The sequence below is a fragment of the Candidatus Zixiibacteriota bacterium genome (genome assembly GCA_035574315.1).
GTDB lineage: Bacteria > Desulfobacterota > Binatia > UBA9968 > UBA9968 > DATLYW01.
Window position 1 is genome coordinate 82,164 of sequence record DATLYW010000009.1, and the last position, 15,365, is coordinate 97,528.

15 protein-coding genes and 1 tRNA gene are annotated in these 15,365 nt (G+C 62.2%); 8 read left to right on the top strand and 8 right to left on the bottom strand.

The genetic code is table 11. The features are described 5' to 3' along the window. Positions 1-3: 3 nt before the first annotated feature. From VNN77_02050 to VNN77_02070, 5 genes are all read right to left on the bottom strand, one after another. Entirely contained in the window at positions 4-981 is a 978-nt protein-coding gene (locus tag VNN77_02050) for an ABC transporter substrate-binding protein (protein HXG50174.1), read from the bottom strand. A gap of 133 nt (positions 982-1,114) precedes the next feature. Further along, entirely contained in the window at positions 1,115-1,636 is a 522-nt protein-coding gene (locus tag VNN77_02055) for a hypothetical protein (GenBank protein HXG50175.1), read from the bottom strand. A gap of 302 nt (positions 1,637-1,938) precedes the next feature. Next, positions 1,939-2,349: a hypothetical protein gene (locus VNN77_02060; GenBank protein HXG50176.1), complete on the bottom strand. Its 411-nt coding sequence runs from the start codon at positions 2,347-2,349 to the stop codon at positions 1,939-1,941. A gap of 210 nt (positions 2,350-2,559) precedes the next feature. Then, entirely contained in the window at positions 2,560-2,772 is a 213-nt protein-coding gene (locus VNN77_02065) for an SPW repeat protein (protein HXG50177.1), read from the bottom strand. 177 nt (positions 2,773-2,949) lie between these two features. Then, the gene (locus tag VNN77_02070; protein ID HXG50178.1) at positions 2,950-3,426 is read right to left on the bottom strand and encodes an Hsp20/alpha crystallin family protein; all 477 of its coding nucleotides are present in this window, start codon (positions 3,424-3,426) and stop codon (positions 2,950-2,952) included. Positions 3,427-3,531: 105 nt separating this feature from the next. On the opposite strand from VNN77_02070, the gene VNN77_02075 reads away from it, so the two are divergent. Then, positions 3,532-3,738 (top strand): hypothetical protein, encoded by a 207-nt coding sequence (locus VNN77_02075; protein HXG50179.1) that lies wholly within the window; start codon positions 3,532-3,534, stop codon positions 3,736-3,738. A 54-nt stretch (positions 3,739-3,792) separates the two neighbouring features. Here VNN77_02075 and VNN77_02080 read toward each other — a convergent pair whose 3' ends face one another. Beyond that, the gene (locus VNN77_02080; protein HXG50180.1) at positions 3,793-3,924 is read right to left on the bottom strand and encodes a hypothetical protein; all 132 of its coding nucleotides are present in this window, start codon (positions 3,922-3,924) and stop codon (positions 3,793-3,795) included. A gap of 25 nt (positions 3,925-3,949) precedes the next feature. Here VNN77_02080 and VNN77_02085 point away from each other — a divergent pair, with 25 nt between their 5' ends. The 7 genes from VNN77_02085 to clpB all read left to right on the top strand — a co-directional run bounded on the left by VNN77_02085 (position 3,950) and on the right by clpB (position 12,382). Further along, entirely contained in the window at positions 3,950-4,402 is a 453-nt protein-coding gene (locus VNN77_02085; GenBank protein ID HXG50181.1) for a phosphate-starvation-inducible PsiE family protein, read from the top strand. Beyond that, entirely contained in the window at positions 4,399-5,532 is a 1,134-nt protein-coding gene (locus tag VNN77_02090) for a VLRF1 family aeRF1-type release factor (protein HXG50182.1), read from the top strand. The genes VNN77_02085 and VNN77_02090 overlap by 4 nt, the downstream gene beginning before the upstream one ends. A 167-nt stretch (positions 5,533-5,699) precedes the next feature. Further along, the gene (locus VNN77_02095; GenBank protein HXG50183.1) at positions 5,700-6,152 is read left to right on the top strand and encodes a thioredoxin fold domain-containing protein; all 453 of its coding nucleotides are present in this window, start codon (positions 5,700-5,702) and stop codon (positions 6,150-6,152) included. Between the two features lie 794 nt (positions 6,153-6,946). Continuing rightward, positions 6,947-7,642: a DnaJ domain-containing protein gene (locus VNN77_02100; GenBank protein ID HXG50184.1), complete on the top strand. Its 696-nt coding sequence runs from the start codon at positions 6,947-6,949 to the stop codon at positions 7,640-7,642. A gap of 102 nt (positions 7,643-7,744) precedes the next feature. Beyond that, the gene (locus VNN77_02105) at positions 7,745-8,269 is read left to right on the top strand and encodes a ferritin-like domain-containing protein (GenBank protein HXG50185.1); all 525 of its coding nucleotides are present in this window, start codon (positions 7,745-7,747) and stop codon (positions 8,267-8,269) included. A gap of 272 nt (positions 8,270-8,541) precedes the next feature. Then, on the top strand, positions 8,542-9,426 hold the full coding sequence (locus VNN77_02110) for a sigma-70 family RNA polymerase sigma factor (protein ID HXG50186.1): 885 nt from the start codon (positions 8,542-8,544) through the stop codon (positions 9,424-9,426). A 304-nt stretch (positions 9,427-9,730) separates the two neighbouring features. Further along, positions 9,731-12,382, top strand: a complete 2,652-nt coding sequence (gene clpB / locus VNN77_02115; protein ID HXG50187.1) for an ATP-dependent chaperone ClpB — start codon at positions 9,731-9,733, stop codon at positions 12,380-12,382. A 209-nt stretch (positions 12,383-12,591) separates the two neighbouring features. On the opposite strand, the gene VNN77_02120 is transcribed toward clpB, so the two are convergent. Together VNN77_02120 and VNN77_02125 are read right to left on the bottom strand one after the other, a co-directional pair. Continuing rightward, complete coding sequence (locus tag VNN77_02120) at positions 12,592-14,868, bottom strand: nitric-oxide reductase large subunit (GenBank protein HXG50188.1); 2,277 nt, start codon at positions 14,866-14,868, stop codon at positions 12,592-12,594. A 328-nt stretch (positions 14,869-15,196) separates the two neighbouring features. After that, positions 15,197-15,271 (bottom strand) — tRNA-Gly (locus tag VNN77_02125). Between the last annotated feature and the right edge of the window lie 94 nt (positions 15,272-15,365).

Below are 15,365 nucleotides of genomic sequence, written 5' to 3' on the forward strand. Positions count from 1 at the left end.
GAATCAGGAACTCAGCGCCGCCGGAGCGAACAGATCCTCGACGCGCAGCCGTCTCGCCATCAAGCCCTGGTCCAGCGAATACTCGATGAACCGCTCGAGATTGGCACGGTTCTTGGCGACACCGTTGGGCCAGGGATCCTCACCGAAGACACTACGCTCCTCTTCGTACAGATGGCGGCCCCAGACGAAACGAGACCAGTTGGGGTCGTCGTAGTACCGCCTGCACGCCTCTTTTGCGCGCTCGAAGGCTTCCATCGTGCTCGGCACCAGCTCCGGGGCACGCGCCAGCACCTCGTCCTTGAAGGCCACGACGTGCATGATTGGATAGTAGCCGTTTTTCCGGAAGTATTGAAGTTCCTCCCGTTTCGGATCGGCGAACAGGCGCTGTATTTTCGGCGATCCGCGAAGCGCCTCCTGCGGCGGATGCGGCATCATCAGGGCGTCGATCTCGCCGGATTCAAGCATGGGGCCGAGCTTTTTCCCCGGGCTTACCAGCTCGATGCTCGCCCCTTCCGGAGGGGTGAACGGAACCGCCTCTTCCTTGGCGACCACCCAAAGCATGCTACGCCAGGGGACCCCATATTCGGCCTGGAGATCCCCCTTCGCCAGCACGGAGAGCGTGGTCTGAAAGGTGCTGAGCCCGACTCGTTTACCGACCAGATCCCGCGGCGAACGAATTCCGGCGCCGGTATTGACCCACATCTGCGACAGGCTGAAAAGCCTTCGCGGGAACACGGGAATGGCCGTAAACGGCATGTTGCGGCTTCGCGCCATCAGGTACGACGAGAGCGACAGCTCGCAAATGTCGAACTCGCCTTTTTGAAGCATCCGCTCGTGGCGGTCGCGGCCGTGCCTGAGCGCTTCGGACTGCCCGACCTCCAGGACCGTCACGTCCGCGCCTTCGATCCGCACCGAGCCGTCGAAAAACGGAACGTGGCGGTCGTAATGCGAGAGCGCCATCGTCAGCTTCGAGTTCGCCATGGGCAGCTCCTCGGGTTGTTACCGACCTTGCTTACTGCATTTTTGCAAAACTTGCCACTCTTCGCGGGAACACCCGGGCCCTGAACCAAGGCTTCATCCTTACCTTGACGGCCGTGACGGTCCCGGCCGGAGCCTAGTCTGTTCCGGAAAGGTGGTCGGCGGGTTGTGGCGGGGATGGGCGGTATCTTTGCCACTTCGGGTGACGAAGCTGCAGGTAGCCGGCCATTCCGGCGGCCGCGAGGAGGTTTCCGGCGACAACCGTCAGCCAGGCCACACCGTCGAAAAGCAGCTTCGCAAAAACAAAGGCCGTGGCGACGAACCCGAAGTGCAGCGCCGCAAAGAGCAGCAGAACCGACAACCAGAGATTCGGGTTCTTGTCGGCCAGCAAGACAAACGCGGCGATCTCACCGAGGACGACGAAGGCCAGCGCATGGAAGCAGAGGTAGGCGAGCAGGAGCTCCAGCGAAAACTGCGCCGGCTCGATGGAACCGTCTGGGGACAACCCGAGAAAAAACACGGTCCCCAGAACGGTGGGCGCATAAAACGGGAGACCACGAGCGGTTTCCAAAAGCAGTGACCACAAGGCCGTAATCGCGGCCCCGATCGCTCCGGCGGCAAGACCGTTCAGCCACACCGCCATCGAACGATTCTTCATGTCCGTCCCTTTCGCGCTTCCGGCGCCGGACGACAAGCGAGAAGGGAGGCCGAAACCGCCGACCCGCAGCCAGAGAAATCGGCGCAGCCTCTGTCTCGCCGTCGATTCGAGGTCGCACGGCCCTCCGCCAGCTCGGTTTCAGGCCGTTAGGGGTGAGGTCGATGATGGGGAATTGCCAAGCCGACAGGAGGGGTCCGTCAGAAATATCTTGCCTATTTGACCGCGAAATCGAGCGGGGCGCAACACCATGGAGCCCGGGGGGGGAGCGTGGCGGGGTCCTGCGGCCCGCGTCAAGGACCGCCTCAAAAAGCGCTCGGCTGGAGGTAAATGTCTCCGCTCTGGCCACTGGCTATGCGCAGGATTTTTTGCCGCTCCGCAGCAACAACGACCGCCGTTTCGGCAACGCCTCCGCCGCAGATGCCGTTCGGCACGACCCCGACGACGTGCTCGCCGTAGGGCACGAAAAGCTCGATTTTTTCCGACGGCGCGAGATCAGCGACCGGAACGGCGTCGAGGAAGACCCGGACGGTGCAGGCCGACCCCATAAAGCCGCTGTCGCGCTTGATGACCAGGCTTCCCGTGTACTGAGCCTGCGACAACCATTGGGGCGCGAGAATCCGTGAAGGGGGTACCACGGCGGCTTGTTGGATCGTGACCGGGCGGGTGGCGCAGGCGAGCACCTGCAGGGCAAGCGACATGATGAGCAACCGCATAATACGTCCTCCTTGCAGGGCCTCCGGCGGCCGTGGAGCATCGGCTGCCGAATTTTACGCGCTCCCCGGCTTCCCTTTCAACGGATTCAGAGCCCGGTCTTCGTTGCGCGAGACCCCTCGCCGCTCGCGAGGCTACGGCGGACTCCGAGGTGAAAACGGAGGGACGCGGCAGAGCTAAAAGGACAGGGCGGGTTTAAGCTTGAAGAGCGCTCAGGCGGCTTTTCGCTGAGCGTGAGACCACTCTTCCGCGATGTGTTCGCGGTCGAGGTACAGTGCGATCGCCGAGCTGAGGACAAAAACTGCGCCCGCGGCGACGGCATTCCAATAAGCCTGGAACACGTCCGTGAACGCCAGAACGTATGGAGAAACAATCAACCAAACTCCGACGATCAGATGAAAAGCAAACCAGTACAGGTTCCTCATAGGCCTCACCTCCTTTCTTCAGGTCGTCAGCTTACGGTTTAGCTCTTGCCGCCTCCGCCTTGAGATCGCGCCAGCCCTGCTACCTCGATCACAGCCGGGCCGGCGAGAAAACAAACCCCCTCGTCGGGGGTTTGCACGTCTGCGAAAGACGCGCCCAAGCGGTTCAGCAAAGCGCGCTTAAGCCGCTTTGAGCTGCTTCACCTCGCCGCCGGCAATCTCGATCGGCACTTTCTTCGCCACCGCTCCTGCCGGAAGAGGAATCGAGATTTCGAGCACGCCGTGCTCGTATTTCGCGGCGATCTTGTCCCGATCAACACCCTCCGGCAAAGAGAGGGTACGCTCGAACTTGCCGTAAGAGGCCTCGGTGTAGCGATAGCCTGCCCGATCCACCTCTTTGCTCGCTTTCCTCTCACCACGAACGGTCAGACGATTCTCCAGGACGGAAACCTCCATGTCTTTGGGATCGACGCCCGGGAGATCCACCCGGATAACGTACTGACCATCCTTCGTGAAGGACTCTACTGCGGGCATCCATGCGGCAAGCGACGAGATACCTCCCCGATCAAAAGAGAACAAGCGGTCGAAGAGCTCGTCGATATCCCGATGCCAGCTCGCGAGTTCCCGAAACGGATCCCATCGAATCAGTGCCGTCATACCGCCCACCTCCTCTCCTCAAAATTTTCCGCCTGAAATTTAAGCACCCGGCAAGCACTGTCAAGAGCCTGGGCGCGCCGTCGTAACGGCGGCCAGGCTCAAAGGGTGCACATCAAAGATGCGCCACGGCCGTGGCGTTATGCCGCCGAAGGGGAGCCCCTGCCGCGCCTGCCGAATGGGGGCATCCACATGATGACCCCCGCCAGGACGCTGATTGTCAATATCACCAGCACAATAGCCGAAACAGCGATCAACACCCCGGCCGCGACAACAAAGAAAAGCCAGACCAAGGAATTCACGAAAAACGAGTAATCATGGCCGTCGAAGCGGTCAAGCGGGAGCCGCTTGACGGGGCGGTTTTGGGCATTAAATTGTCGGCACCGAAAGAAATTTTTCCAGGGCGACTCGATCCGGCGTCTGGATCGGCAGGCCGGTATCGAGGGAGTCGTGAAGCATGCTGCGGCTGAACAACCTCTTGCGCAGGGGCGAGAGAAACACGGCGGAGCCGCCGCCGAAGCCTAGCGTGTCAAAACACAACGGCGGCCGCAAAACCGAAAGCAGGGGCGTGCAGCAGACGCATCCAATCCCGCGCAAGTACCTGGAGCTCGCCCAGGACATGATCGTTTTCGGTTTATGCGCCATGCTGCTCGTCGCCATGGGGATAAAGCTCGTCCACCTGGGAGAGCTCCTGGTCAAGGGCGCTGACTTCTCTCTTGTCGTCGGCGATATCCTTTTCATCCTGGTGCTCGTAGAGCTTTTCCGCCTGTTGCTGATTTACCTGGAGGAGCATCGCGTCTCGGTGGCCACCATGGTCGAAGTGGGCATCGTGGCGACGTTGCGGGAGGTCATCTTGCTCGGCACGCTGCACATCCCCTGGCAGCACCTGCTGGTCGTTTCCGTTTTTATCCTGAGCCTCGCCATGGTGCTCCGCTACGCCGGCCTGCGCTCAACCGGGAGCATTGCCGAGGAGAGATGATCACCCGAGACGACATTCAGGACCTCCTGCAACGCAAACCCGTCCCGGGAAGTCCCGTCCTCAGCGTCTATCTCGATCTCGACCAGAGTAAGGCGAGCAATCTGAGCCGCCGCTTTGAAGTCACGCTTCGAGACATGCTGCGCCGCGTAGAAGCGAGGCTCAAGGACACCGAGCTGGAGAATTTTTCGGCGGACGCCGCTCGGGCGCACGAGCACGTCGCCGCCCTCAGACCCGAGGGGAAAAGCCTCGTGCTTTTCTGCGACCGCTCGGAAGATTTTCTCTGGGCGCGCCAGATCAACGCACCGGTTCGAAGCCAGGCGAACTGGACCGATCGCCCTTACGTTCTCCCGCTGCTCAACATCCTGGACGACTACGAGCGTTACGGAGTGGCGCTTGTCGATAAGGCCCAGGCTCGGCTTTTTACGATCTTTATGGGTGAAATTGAGGAGCAGCAGGAAGCCTGGGCCGATGCCTCGGTCCGGCATGTCAAAACCACCGGAACCGACCACCTTCTCTCGGAGCGCCACTTTCAGCGGCGGGCCGCCACCCACGCGCACTGGCACTTGAAGCGGGTCGCCGAAATGCTCAATGCTGTCGTTGATCGATACGGCTTTGACCGTTTGCTGCTTGCCGGCCCGCCTGAGGCGACCGGCGAATTGCAGTCCCTTCTTTCCAAGCGCGTGCGCGCTCGCGTCGTTGAGCGGATTGCCTTGCCCGTGACCGCAAGCGCGCACGAGGTGCTCCAGGAAACCCTCCGCGTGGAACGGCAGATCGAGCAGGAATTCGAGAAGCGCCTGGTCCGGGAGTTAATTGCAGCCGACGGTCACCAGCCGGCGACGCTGGGCCTGGAGCGGACGATCCAGGCGCTTTGCGAGGAGCGAATATGGCGCCTGGTCTACGCGGCTGGCTTCAACCCCAAGGGCGGTTGCTGCGAGAATTGCAACCTGTTGTTGGCCAGCACCGAAGGCGCCTGCCGTTACTGCGGCGGCGCTGTCCGACCGGTCAGCGACCTCATGGAGCGGATGGCGGAGCGAGTCGTCGAGCAGGACGGTAAAGTCGAACAGGTCCAGGGAGATGCGGCGGAGCTTCTCCGAGGGGCAGGCGGTATCGGCGCATTTTTGCGGTTCTGAGGCGGATTCGAGCGGCATTGAAGAGAAACAACCTCGAAAGGAGCAATAACGAAATGGCCGTCCATTGGAAGCTGGATGTGGATGAAGCGCTGGCGCAAGCTAAAACCGAAAACAAGCCAGTTCTCATCGATTTCAGTGCAGCTCCCGCGTGAGGCGGATGCGTTCGGCTGGAAGCCGAATCCTACGCAGACGAAACGACGTCGAAGTTCATCGACGAGAATTTCGTTCCTGTCCAGGCGCATATCAAAAAGCATCCCGGTTATTTTCATCGCTTTGGCGTGCTGTGGACGCCGACCGTGGTTGTTCTGGATTCGGACGGAGCCGAGCGGGCAAGAAGCGAGGGCTATCTGCCGAACGCCGAGTTTCGCGCTCGCCTGGAGCTGGCCCTGGCCCGAATCGCCTTCATGCGCAAAGACTGGACCGAAGCAGAGAAGCGATATGCCGAAACCGCCGAGAAATTTGCCCGAACCAGCGCCGCTGCCCAAGCCGTCTACTGGAGAGGCGTCAGCCGCTACAAAGCGACCGGCGACCGTAAGGAGCTGAGCCGGGTCGCAGAAGAGCTGAAACGAAAATATCCGGGCAGTCTCTGGACGGTCAAAGCCTCGATCTGGTCCCCTTAGCGGCACGCGGTCGCTCGACGCGTGCCAAATCAAGCCGGCCGCGCACTCAACCTCTTCTCGGGCAACGGCAGGCGTCTCATCGATCGCGAAGATGGGCGACTATGTTGATGTCGAAGGATTTTTCCCTGTCCTTCTTTGCTTGATCGCTCTTTCGACGGCGGTTCCGAGCCAGCCGATTGCGACGACAAAAGCTACGATAAAGCTACTCGCCAACATCAGGCTCAAGAACGTAAGCACCATTCCGATCACGAGCGCCTTCAGCGTTCCCATTTTACCCAGATGACGACTCGAGCGCCCATGACCTCGTCGAGCGCCGTTTGCCCGGAACGTCGTCACCCCGCGCCGGTCCGCCTGAGAATGTCGCAAAGGAAGCGATGGTTACCGCTACTCATAATAAACACTCGCCGATCGATCGACCAGGGTCCTTTGAAAGCGCCGGACCGTCCTTCTCGACAACCAGACCCGGCGTGCCGCCGGGCCTTTATCAATTTCGCGAATCATAACCGGGCGATTTCGCGCCGATGATAAACCTGCGCCGATCGCCCTTCGAAACGGCTTACGAAATAAGGGGGCTTGAATCTTGCTGAGAGCAATGGGCGAAAGCGGTGAATCGATTGCCCGCCGCCGCGCGCGAGCAACCGAGGCATCGTCGTCCTTCGCCCGATAGGCCGACGACAGGTGGTTGGTCCGCGCCGGTCTGCCGGGCTCGGGAAAAACGACTTCGAAGTTGAGGCGACGGAGAACCGCCTGGTTGCCAGGGCGGGAAGAAAGCCTCCGAAAGGACCGGCGCCGTCATGCTGCGGAAAACTTATTATATGGTCCTGGGCGTGACGCCGACGGAAAGTCGGCGGGGCATCCGCCGGGCATTCAAAGAGCTGGCACGGCGTTATCATCCGGACTGCGCGGGAGCGAGCTGCCTGAGCGTCTTCCAGGAGATTGTCGAGGCGTACAAGGTTCTTTCCGATGCCGAGCGCCGCCGGCATTACGAGCAGGGTTTGTCCCATTCCGGGGCCGGAGCAGGCGCGCTTTCGATGCCGGTACTCGCCGGCGGGGCAACCGAAGCCGATTCGCTCGTGCCCGAGCTTTTCCTGCCCGTCCGCGCGGAGATCGATCGCGCGCGCTTCGACGCTGCGTTTGCCAGAATCGCCGCGCTACTCGCCGGCGGTCGCGCCCCGTCGCGCGAGCGATGCCAGGCTCTGGACGTGCAGGTGATGCTCGCTCCGGAGGATGCGGTCAAGGGTGGCACGGCGCTGATATCGGTACCCGGCTGCTCTCCTTGCCGGAAGTGCGGCGGGACGGGACGCGAAGGGCTCTTCCCGTGCCGGGCCTGCGACGGGGAAGGCCTTCTCGAGGAAGAGGAAACCGTGGAGATTCGCATCCCGCCGATGGTCGGCGACGCCACCGTGATCGAGGCCCCGTCGCGCACGCTGGGGGTCCACGGTTTTTACCTGCGCGTGCAGGTTCGCGTCGTGTCGCAAAAAGCGCACTGAAAGGTGCGCCGGACGCAGCATGTGCGCGTCGTTGCGTGAGTTCCACGGTGACACGGGCGGACGGTCACCGGCGGGCGAGGGCGCACGAACGGAGGTGCAAATATGGACTTGACGGAGATCCTATCTACGGGATGGCGGAGTTTTTTCGACGCTCTGCGGCCGGACCACCGCCAGCGCCTTGTCGAGTTCCTGCGCGAAGAATACGTCGATGAAGCCAGGGATGTTGCCCAGTTCCAGGAGCACGCCCGGCGCATGATCTATCCCCACTTTCGCGAGCGTCTGCTGCGCATCGCGGAGGAGGAGAAGGCTCATGTGGAATGGCTGCGGGAGAAAATCGTCGCCTTGGGCGGAGAAATCCCCGAGGTGCCGATAGCGGTCGAAAAAGGCCGCAACGCCTGGGAAAACCTGCTCATCGATATCGAAGAGGAAAAGCGCGACGGGATCGAAGCGCTGGAGCGGCTCTACACGTTGGCCCAGGACGCCGACCCGGAGATCGCCGAAGGCCTGCGGCGGATTCACGAAGAAGAAAAGCGGCATCGCGGGGAAATTCTCGACATGCTGATGAGGACCGATCCTCATGCGTTCTCGACGACGACGCCCAGCGAGGTTTTCGAGCGGAAGAAGTGAACACCGGGCGCGGAGCTTCGGTCGTCGATGGACGGTGTGATAGAGCAAGCGCGTAAACAATCGGAAAATACACCATGAAGCATCATATCGAATCGAAAGACTTTACCCTGCAAAAGAGCGATCAAAAGCTGATTGACAATTTGATCGCGAGACTCGGCAGGAAGGCCGGACACTTTTCGCCCGATCTTGTTGATCTGCGCATTATGGTTGAAAAGAACCCAACGCGGTCTCTCTACCGCGTGTCCATGATCTTGAAGCTGCCGGGAAAAAACTTGGCTACCAAAGAAGAGCGCCATGAACTCACGGAGTGCTTGCGGGAGGCTTTCGCGGAGATCGAGCGCCAGCTCGATGCGTATCGAGCGGCCTTGCGCCGCGAGCGTCTGTGGAAGCGACCCACCGTGCGGGAACGTCTGCGCCGGTCAAAGATCGCGGCAGCGCCGGTCGGGCAGCAGAATCGCGAGGTCTTTTTTTCTGCAGTGATCCGCAATCTGCCCCGGCTCTACGAATGGATTCGGCACCAAATTGCGTATCTCGAGTCCGTGGGCGACTTGGCCAAGGGAGATCTCACAGCGGAAGACGTGGTGGACACCGTGATTGTGCGAGCTTACGGCGACTTCGTCCGAGAGCCCGCGGCGAGAGATTTCGGGACGTGGCTCGTCCAGCTCGCGGCGGAGCAACTTCGCGCCGAAACAGATCGAATAAAATCGGAGCGCGAGCAGACAGTCCGTATCGAAGAGGACATTCCCGAGACGCCGCCGCACGAAGCGGTCTCGACTCTGGGCGACGAAATCCTCGAGTTTTATCAGCCCGACGAAGATCTCAAGCTCGAGGACATCTTCCCCGACGAGGAAATCTCGACGCCTGAAGAATCGGTCGCCGCGAAGGAGGAACTGCTTCAACGAGTCAACGCCGCCCTGGCCGGGATGCCTCGAGAATGGCGCCTCACGCTTCGCCTTCGTTACGCCGAGCGGCTTACGGGCCCCGAGCTCGCAGAAGCCCTCGATCAATCCGAGCCGGAGGTCGAGCGCGTCCTCGAGTACGCGCGCCAGCATCTGCGCCAGAGCCTCGTGGAGGCGGGCTACCGCTTCACGAAACGGACCCGGGAAACGGGAAATGACGTTCAAGATGCCAGGGGTGCCGGGGCCGCAAAACCCTGAGGAAAAATCGGTGACCGAAGCCCAGCGGACTCGCTGCCCATCCTGCGGCGCGAACAATCGGGTGCGGGTGCCGGCGACGACCCCGTGACCGTTACGGGCACGACGTTGCCGGCCAAGGTCGAGCGCTCGCTGTGGCCGGTCCCGCTCGACCTCTGGGCGCCCCGGCGCGGTCCCCGCCGCGCTCTTGCCCCGGTGATCGAGAAGTCGGCACGAGGTCTGGCCGGAAGAGTAAAAGTGGTTAAATTGAATCCGGCTGGACTGCCCGAGGCGCGGGATCCTATAGCCTGGAACAGAAGGAGCCACTATGGACATCAATCGTTTAACGGAAAAATCGCAAGAAGCCCTGCGACGGGCGCAGGCATTGGCCGTGCGGCGCAATCACCAGGCGGTCGATGTCGAGCATCTGCTCGCAGCCCTGCTCGAGGAGGAAGAAGGCCTCGCCGCCGCTTTTCTGGCCGCAGCCGGCATTGCTCCGAGCGCGGTGCGGGATCAAATCGCCGAGGAACTCAACCGCATCCCGCAGGTTTCCGGCCCCGGCACCGAAGCGCAGCAAGTGTACGTGACACAACGGCTTGCGCGTCTGCTCACGCAGGCCGAAGAGGAAGCCAAAGCTTTGAAGGACGATTACGTGAGCGTCGAGCATCTGCTGCTCGCCATGCTCGAAGAAAAGGCGGGCGGGGCTGGACGGGTGCTCCGCGCCCTCGGGCTTACACGCGAGCGCTTGATGGTTGCGCTCAAAAAAGTGCGCGGCAATCAGCGCGTGACCTCTCCCACTCCCGAAGCGACCTATCAGGCGCTCGAGCGCTATGGCCGCGATCTCACCAAGCTCGCCGCTCAGGGTAAACTCGATCCCGTCATCGGCCGCGACGAAGAGATCCGGCGCGTGGTTCAGGTGCTGTCGCGGCGCACTAAAAACAATCCGGTCCTCATCGGCGATCCCGGGGTGGGGAAAACTGCCATTGTCGAAGGCCTCGCCCAGCGCATCGTGCGCGGCGACGTGCCGGAGAACCTTAAAAACAAGCGCCTGATCGTCCTCGACATGGGGGCGCTGATCGCCGGGGCGAAATACCGGGGCGAATTTGAAGAAAGGCTCAAGGCGGTTCTCAAGGAGGTGCAGGAATCCGAGGGCGAGATCATTCTTTTCATCGACGAGCTGCACACGGTGGTGGGTGCGGGCGCCGCCGAAGGCGCGATGGACGCCTCCAACCTGCTCAAGCCCATGCTGGCGCGGGGCGAGCTTCATTGCATCGGCGCCACGACTTTGGACGAATATCGCAAGCACGTGGAGAAGGACCGCGCGCTGGAGAGGCGTTTCCAGCCCGTGCTCGTGGATCAGCCGAGCGTCGAGGATACCATTTCGATCCTGCGAGGGCTCAAGGAGCGTTATGAAGTCCACCACGGCGTGCGCATCAAGGACGCGGCTCTGGTTACTGCCGCCGTCCTCTCCCACCGATACATCAGCGACCGGTTCTTGCCCGACAAGGCGATCGACCTCGTCGATGAAGCTGCGGCGAAACTCCGTACCGAGATCGACTCGCTGCCCACCGAGCTCGACGAGGTTTCTCGCCGGGTCATGCAACTGGAAATCGAGCGGGAGGCGCTGCGCAAGGAGACCGACGCCGTTTCGCGCGAACGTTTGGCGAAGCTTGAAAAGGAGCTCGCGGACTTGAAAGCGGAGCAGGAGCGGCTTCGAGCCCGATGGGAGGTGGAAAAGCAGGCCATCGGCCGGCTGCGCAGCCTCAAGGAGGAGATCGAAAAGACCAAGGTCGCTATCGATCAGGCGCAACGCCAGTACGATCTCAACCGGGTCGCCGAGCTCAAGTACGGGAGGCTTGCGCAGCTGGAAAAGGAACTCGCCAGCGAGGAGCAAAAGCTTCGCGATCAGGGCGGCATGCGACTGCTCAAGGAAGAGGTCGACGAAGATGACATCGCGGCCGTGGTATCTCGCTGGACGGGCATTCCGGTCGCCAAGCTCCTCGAAGGAGAAAAGGAAAAACTCCTGCGGCTCGGCGAGCACCTGCACAAGCGCGTGGTGGGGCAGGACGAGGCGGTCGAAGCGGTGGCCGACGCCGTGGTGCGCGCGCGATCGGGACTGAAAGATCCCAACCGTCCCATCGGCTCGTTTATCTTTCTCGGCCCCACGGGCGTGGGGAAAACGGAGCTCGCTCGCGCCCTGGCCGAATTTCTGTTCGACGACGAGAACAACATGATTCGCCTGGACATGTCGGAGTACCAGGAACGGCATACGGTGGCGCGGTTGATCGGCGCGCCTCCCGGCTACGTCGGCTACGAAGAAGGCGGCCAGCTCACCGAAGCCGTCCGGCGGCGGCCGTACTCGGTTGTCTTGTTCGACGAGATCGAGAAAGCCCACACCGACGTTTTCAACGTGCTGCTGCAGATTCTGGACGACGGGCGGCTCACCGACGGCCACGGCCGCACGGTGGATTTCAAAAACACCGTCGTGATCATGACCTCCAACGTCGGCAGCCACCTGATCCTCAACTATCGTGGCGGAGACCTTCTGGCCTTCGAGCGCATGAAAGCCGAAGTGCTGGAGGCGCTCAGGCGACAGTTCCGTCCGGAGTTTCTCAACCGCGTCGATGAAATCGTCGTCTTCCACAGCCTCACGCGCGAGCATCTCAAGCAGATCGTCGAGATCCAGCTTGGGCGGCTGCGGACCCGGCTCGCCGAGCGTCACATCACCTTGGAGCTCACCGAGCAGGCGCGGGAGTACTTGGCCGCCGCCGGCTACGACCCGACCTACGGGGCGCGCCCTCTGAAGCGAACGATCCAGAAAGAGCTCGAGACTCCCATCGGCCGTTTGATTCTCAAAGGCGAGCTCGCCGACGGCCAGACCGTCGTCGTCGACCAGGACCTCAAAGCGGGGGGGTTACGGTTCGAAGTGAGGAAGGCGGAAAATCAGAGCGACTTACAGGCCGCGGTCCGGGTGGCATGACAACTCTGGCGCGGACCGGAAGGGGCAGCGACACCTCGAGCGGTCAATTTCTCGAATCAAAGCACGCCGCTCCCCAGCACGGCCCGCTCCTTCGTCGACTTTTGCTCTCCCGCGACCCGAAAGGTCAGTCCTGGACGCGCGGACGTGGGCCGACCGGTTCCCGGGCCGCAAAGGCCGAGCGTGAGGGGGATCCGGGCTGGGGCAAGCGGTCACTCGGCCCCCGTCGGCGGAGCTGAAGGTCGCCTCATTGCGAGGAGGGTCCAGCCGCTGGCGATCAGCATCGGCACGACGCCGGCGGCGATGAAGACGGCGTCGGCGGGCAGGCGGGCCCACTCGATGTAACGTACGAGCGGCTGGTCCAGGAACTCGGGGCTGCGGGCGTGCCAGTAGCCGTGCTCCAGGACATCGGCGAGCTGCAGCACGCCGCCGGGGAAGAGATTGATCAGGACCATCAGCCCCAAACCCAGGTTCAGTCCCCAGAAGGACACCCCGATGAGCTTCTCCACCGTCGCCCACCGGCCGTCGCCGAGGACCTGGCGCAGGGCGAAGGTCAGGAGCGCGATGGCGAGCATGCCGAAGACCCCCATCATAGCGGCGTGGCCGTGATTCGGCGTCAGCATCGTGCCGACCTCGAAGTAGCTCACGATGGGAAGATTGATGAGAAAGCCGAATACCCCGGCGCCGACGAAGTTCCAGAAGCCGACGGCCATGAGGAAGTAGAAAGTCCATTTATGCGGCACCGCGATCGCCTTGTTGCACACGTCGCACCTGCCGCGACTCAATCTCACGAAATCCCACGCGTCGAGCGTGAGCAGCGTCAGCGGCACGACCTCCAGGGCTGAAAACATCGCTGCGAAGGCCATCGTGACGTTCGATTGTCCGGTCCAGTACCAGTGGTGGCCGGTGCCGACGATCCCGCTGCCGAGGTAGAGGATCGCGTCCAGATAGACCACGCGCGCGGCGGTCGCACGGGACACCGCCCCCAGCTGATAGAAAATGATCGCGACCATCACGGTGGCAAACAGCTCGAAAAAACCCTCCACCCAGAGGTGGATGATCCAGAAGCGCCACATGTCGACGACCGTGAAGTGGGTGCGGTCGTCGAAGAACATGGCCGGCAAATAAAAAAGCGGGATGGCAGCGGCGGCGTACAAAAAGAGCGAAGCAATCTCCCGCCGCTCCGGATCGCGGCGCGAAGGGGCAAGCGCGCGAAACAGCAGAACGAGCCAGTAAATCAAGGCCGCGGCGAGCAGGATCTGCCACGCTCGCCCGAGCTCGAGATATTCCCAGCCCTGGTGGCCGAACCAGAACCACAGATCTCCCACTGCCTGGTTCAGGCCGAGCAACTCCCCCAGCAAGCTGCCGGCGGCGACGACGAGTAGCGCCCCGAAGAGGAGATCGACCCCTCTGGCCTGACCGGCCGGATCTTTTCCCAGAGCCGGGGCCAGGAAAAGTCCTCCAGCGACGTAAGCGGTGGCGACCCAGAGGACGCCCAGCTGCAGATGCCATGTACGCGCGAGATGGCTGGGAAGCCAACGGGACAGGTCGATACCGTAGAACCCGACGGGGTCCGCTCTGTAGTGAGCCGTCGCGCCGCCGACCAGGACCTGGGCGAGAAACAACAGAGCGGCGACGAAGAAGTACTTGATGACCGCCTTCTGGCTCTCGGAGATCGTTCCAGGGAGCATCTGTGGGTGGATGTGCTCGCCCTTCCCCTTCCAGCCGAGATAATCGAACTTGCCGAAAGCGAACAGAACGGCGGCGATTCCGGCGAGCAAGGCGACCAGGCTCAGCGCGCTCCACAGGAGGGCGTCGCCGGTCGGCGTGTTGCCCGCTATCGGCTCGTAGGGGAAGTTGTTCGTGTAGGAGTAGGGTTTGCCCGGACGATTGGCGACGGAGGCCCACGCCGTCCAGGCGAAGAAGGCGGTGAGCTGTCTGATCTCCCCGGGGTCGCCGATGTACTTCGCAGGCAGGCCGCGCGTGTTGCGCGGCTCGGAAAAGTACGCCGCCCATCTTTGGATCTGACTCCGATAGGACAGCGCTTCCGCGTGCGTATAGCGCAAGGTTCGATACCGGGGGTCGTACCTGTTTTCCTTCAGCAGTTGCGCGGTTTCCGCTCCGACGGCACCGCGCGCCGCCGGAGAAAGCTCTGCCAGCGGGCCTCCGAACCGTTCTCTGGCCAGGACCTCGTTCGCGCCGAGGGCGAGCGCATGCAAATACGCAGCGGAGAAATCGGGCCCGAGATAGGCGCCGTGGCCCCAGATCGTGCCGTTGTCCATCAGGCCGTATTTCGTGAAAAGGCTCTGCCCCGCAAGGATGTCTTCACGGGTGAAGAGAGTCTCGCCGGACGGTCCCGCCACTCTTTCGGGAATAGGCGGGGCGTCGCGATAGGCTTTCGCGGAAAGCCAGATCAAGATCGTAAAGCCGGCCGCGATCGTCAGGATGACGGCATGTCTCCACCATGGGGAAAGCACGTCGTTCGCCATCGGGTTCGTCGCCACGGCTGGACCTCGAAGGTCGGAGTCTCGTCAACGTGCAACCGGAGGAGAATCGCCGGCGGAGAAGGGGTGCGCTGCGGTCTCTTGCAGATCGCGTTCCGTTGCGTCCCGCGTGCTCGCGACGTTGGAAAGCTTGCGGCGGCCCGGCGGGCACCCGTTTCTCAGGGTTCCCGACTTATCTTCGCGCATCGGTAGCAAATGGCGGAAAATCCTTGTCTGTAATTTTTGCAAGCGCCTCGTAAGCGGCCACGGAACTGCGGCAGGAAAACGTAGGGGGCGTCCATCCATGGGAAGCCGGCGCTGGAGCCGTAAAAACTGGAGCGGGCGACCGGGATCGAACCGGCGACGTCCAGCTTGGGAAGCTGGCATTCTACCGCTGAATTACGCCCGCCCGGAACGCGGCAGCTAGGGGAATCTATATGGAATCGCTGGCGGGTTGTCAATGCGGGGCTCGATGCGGCGCGGGGCAGATCTTCGGGTGAAAC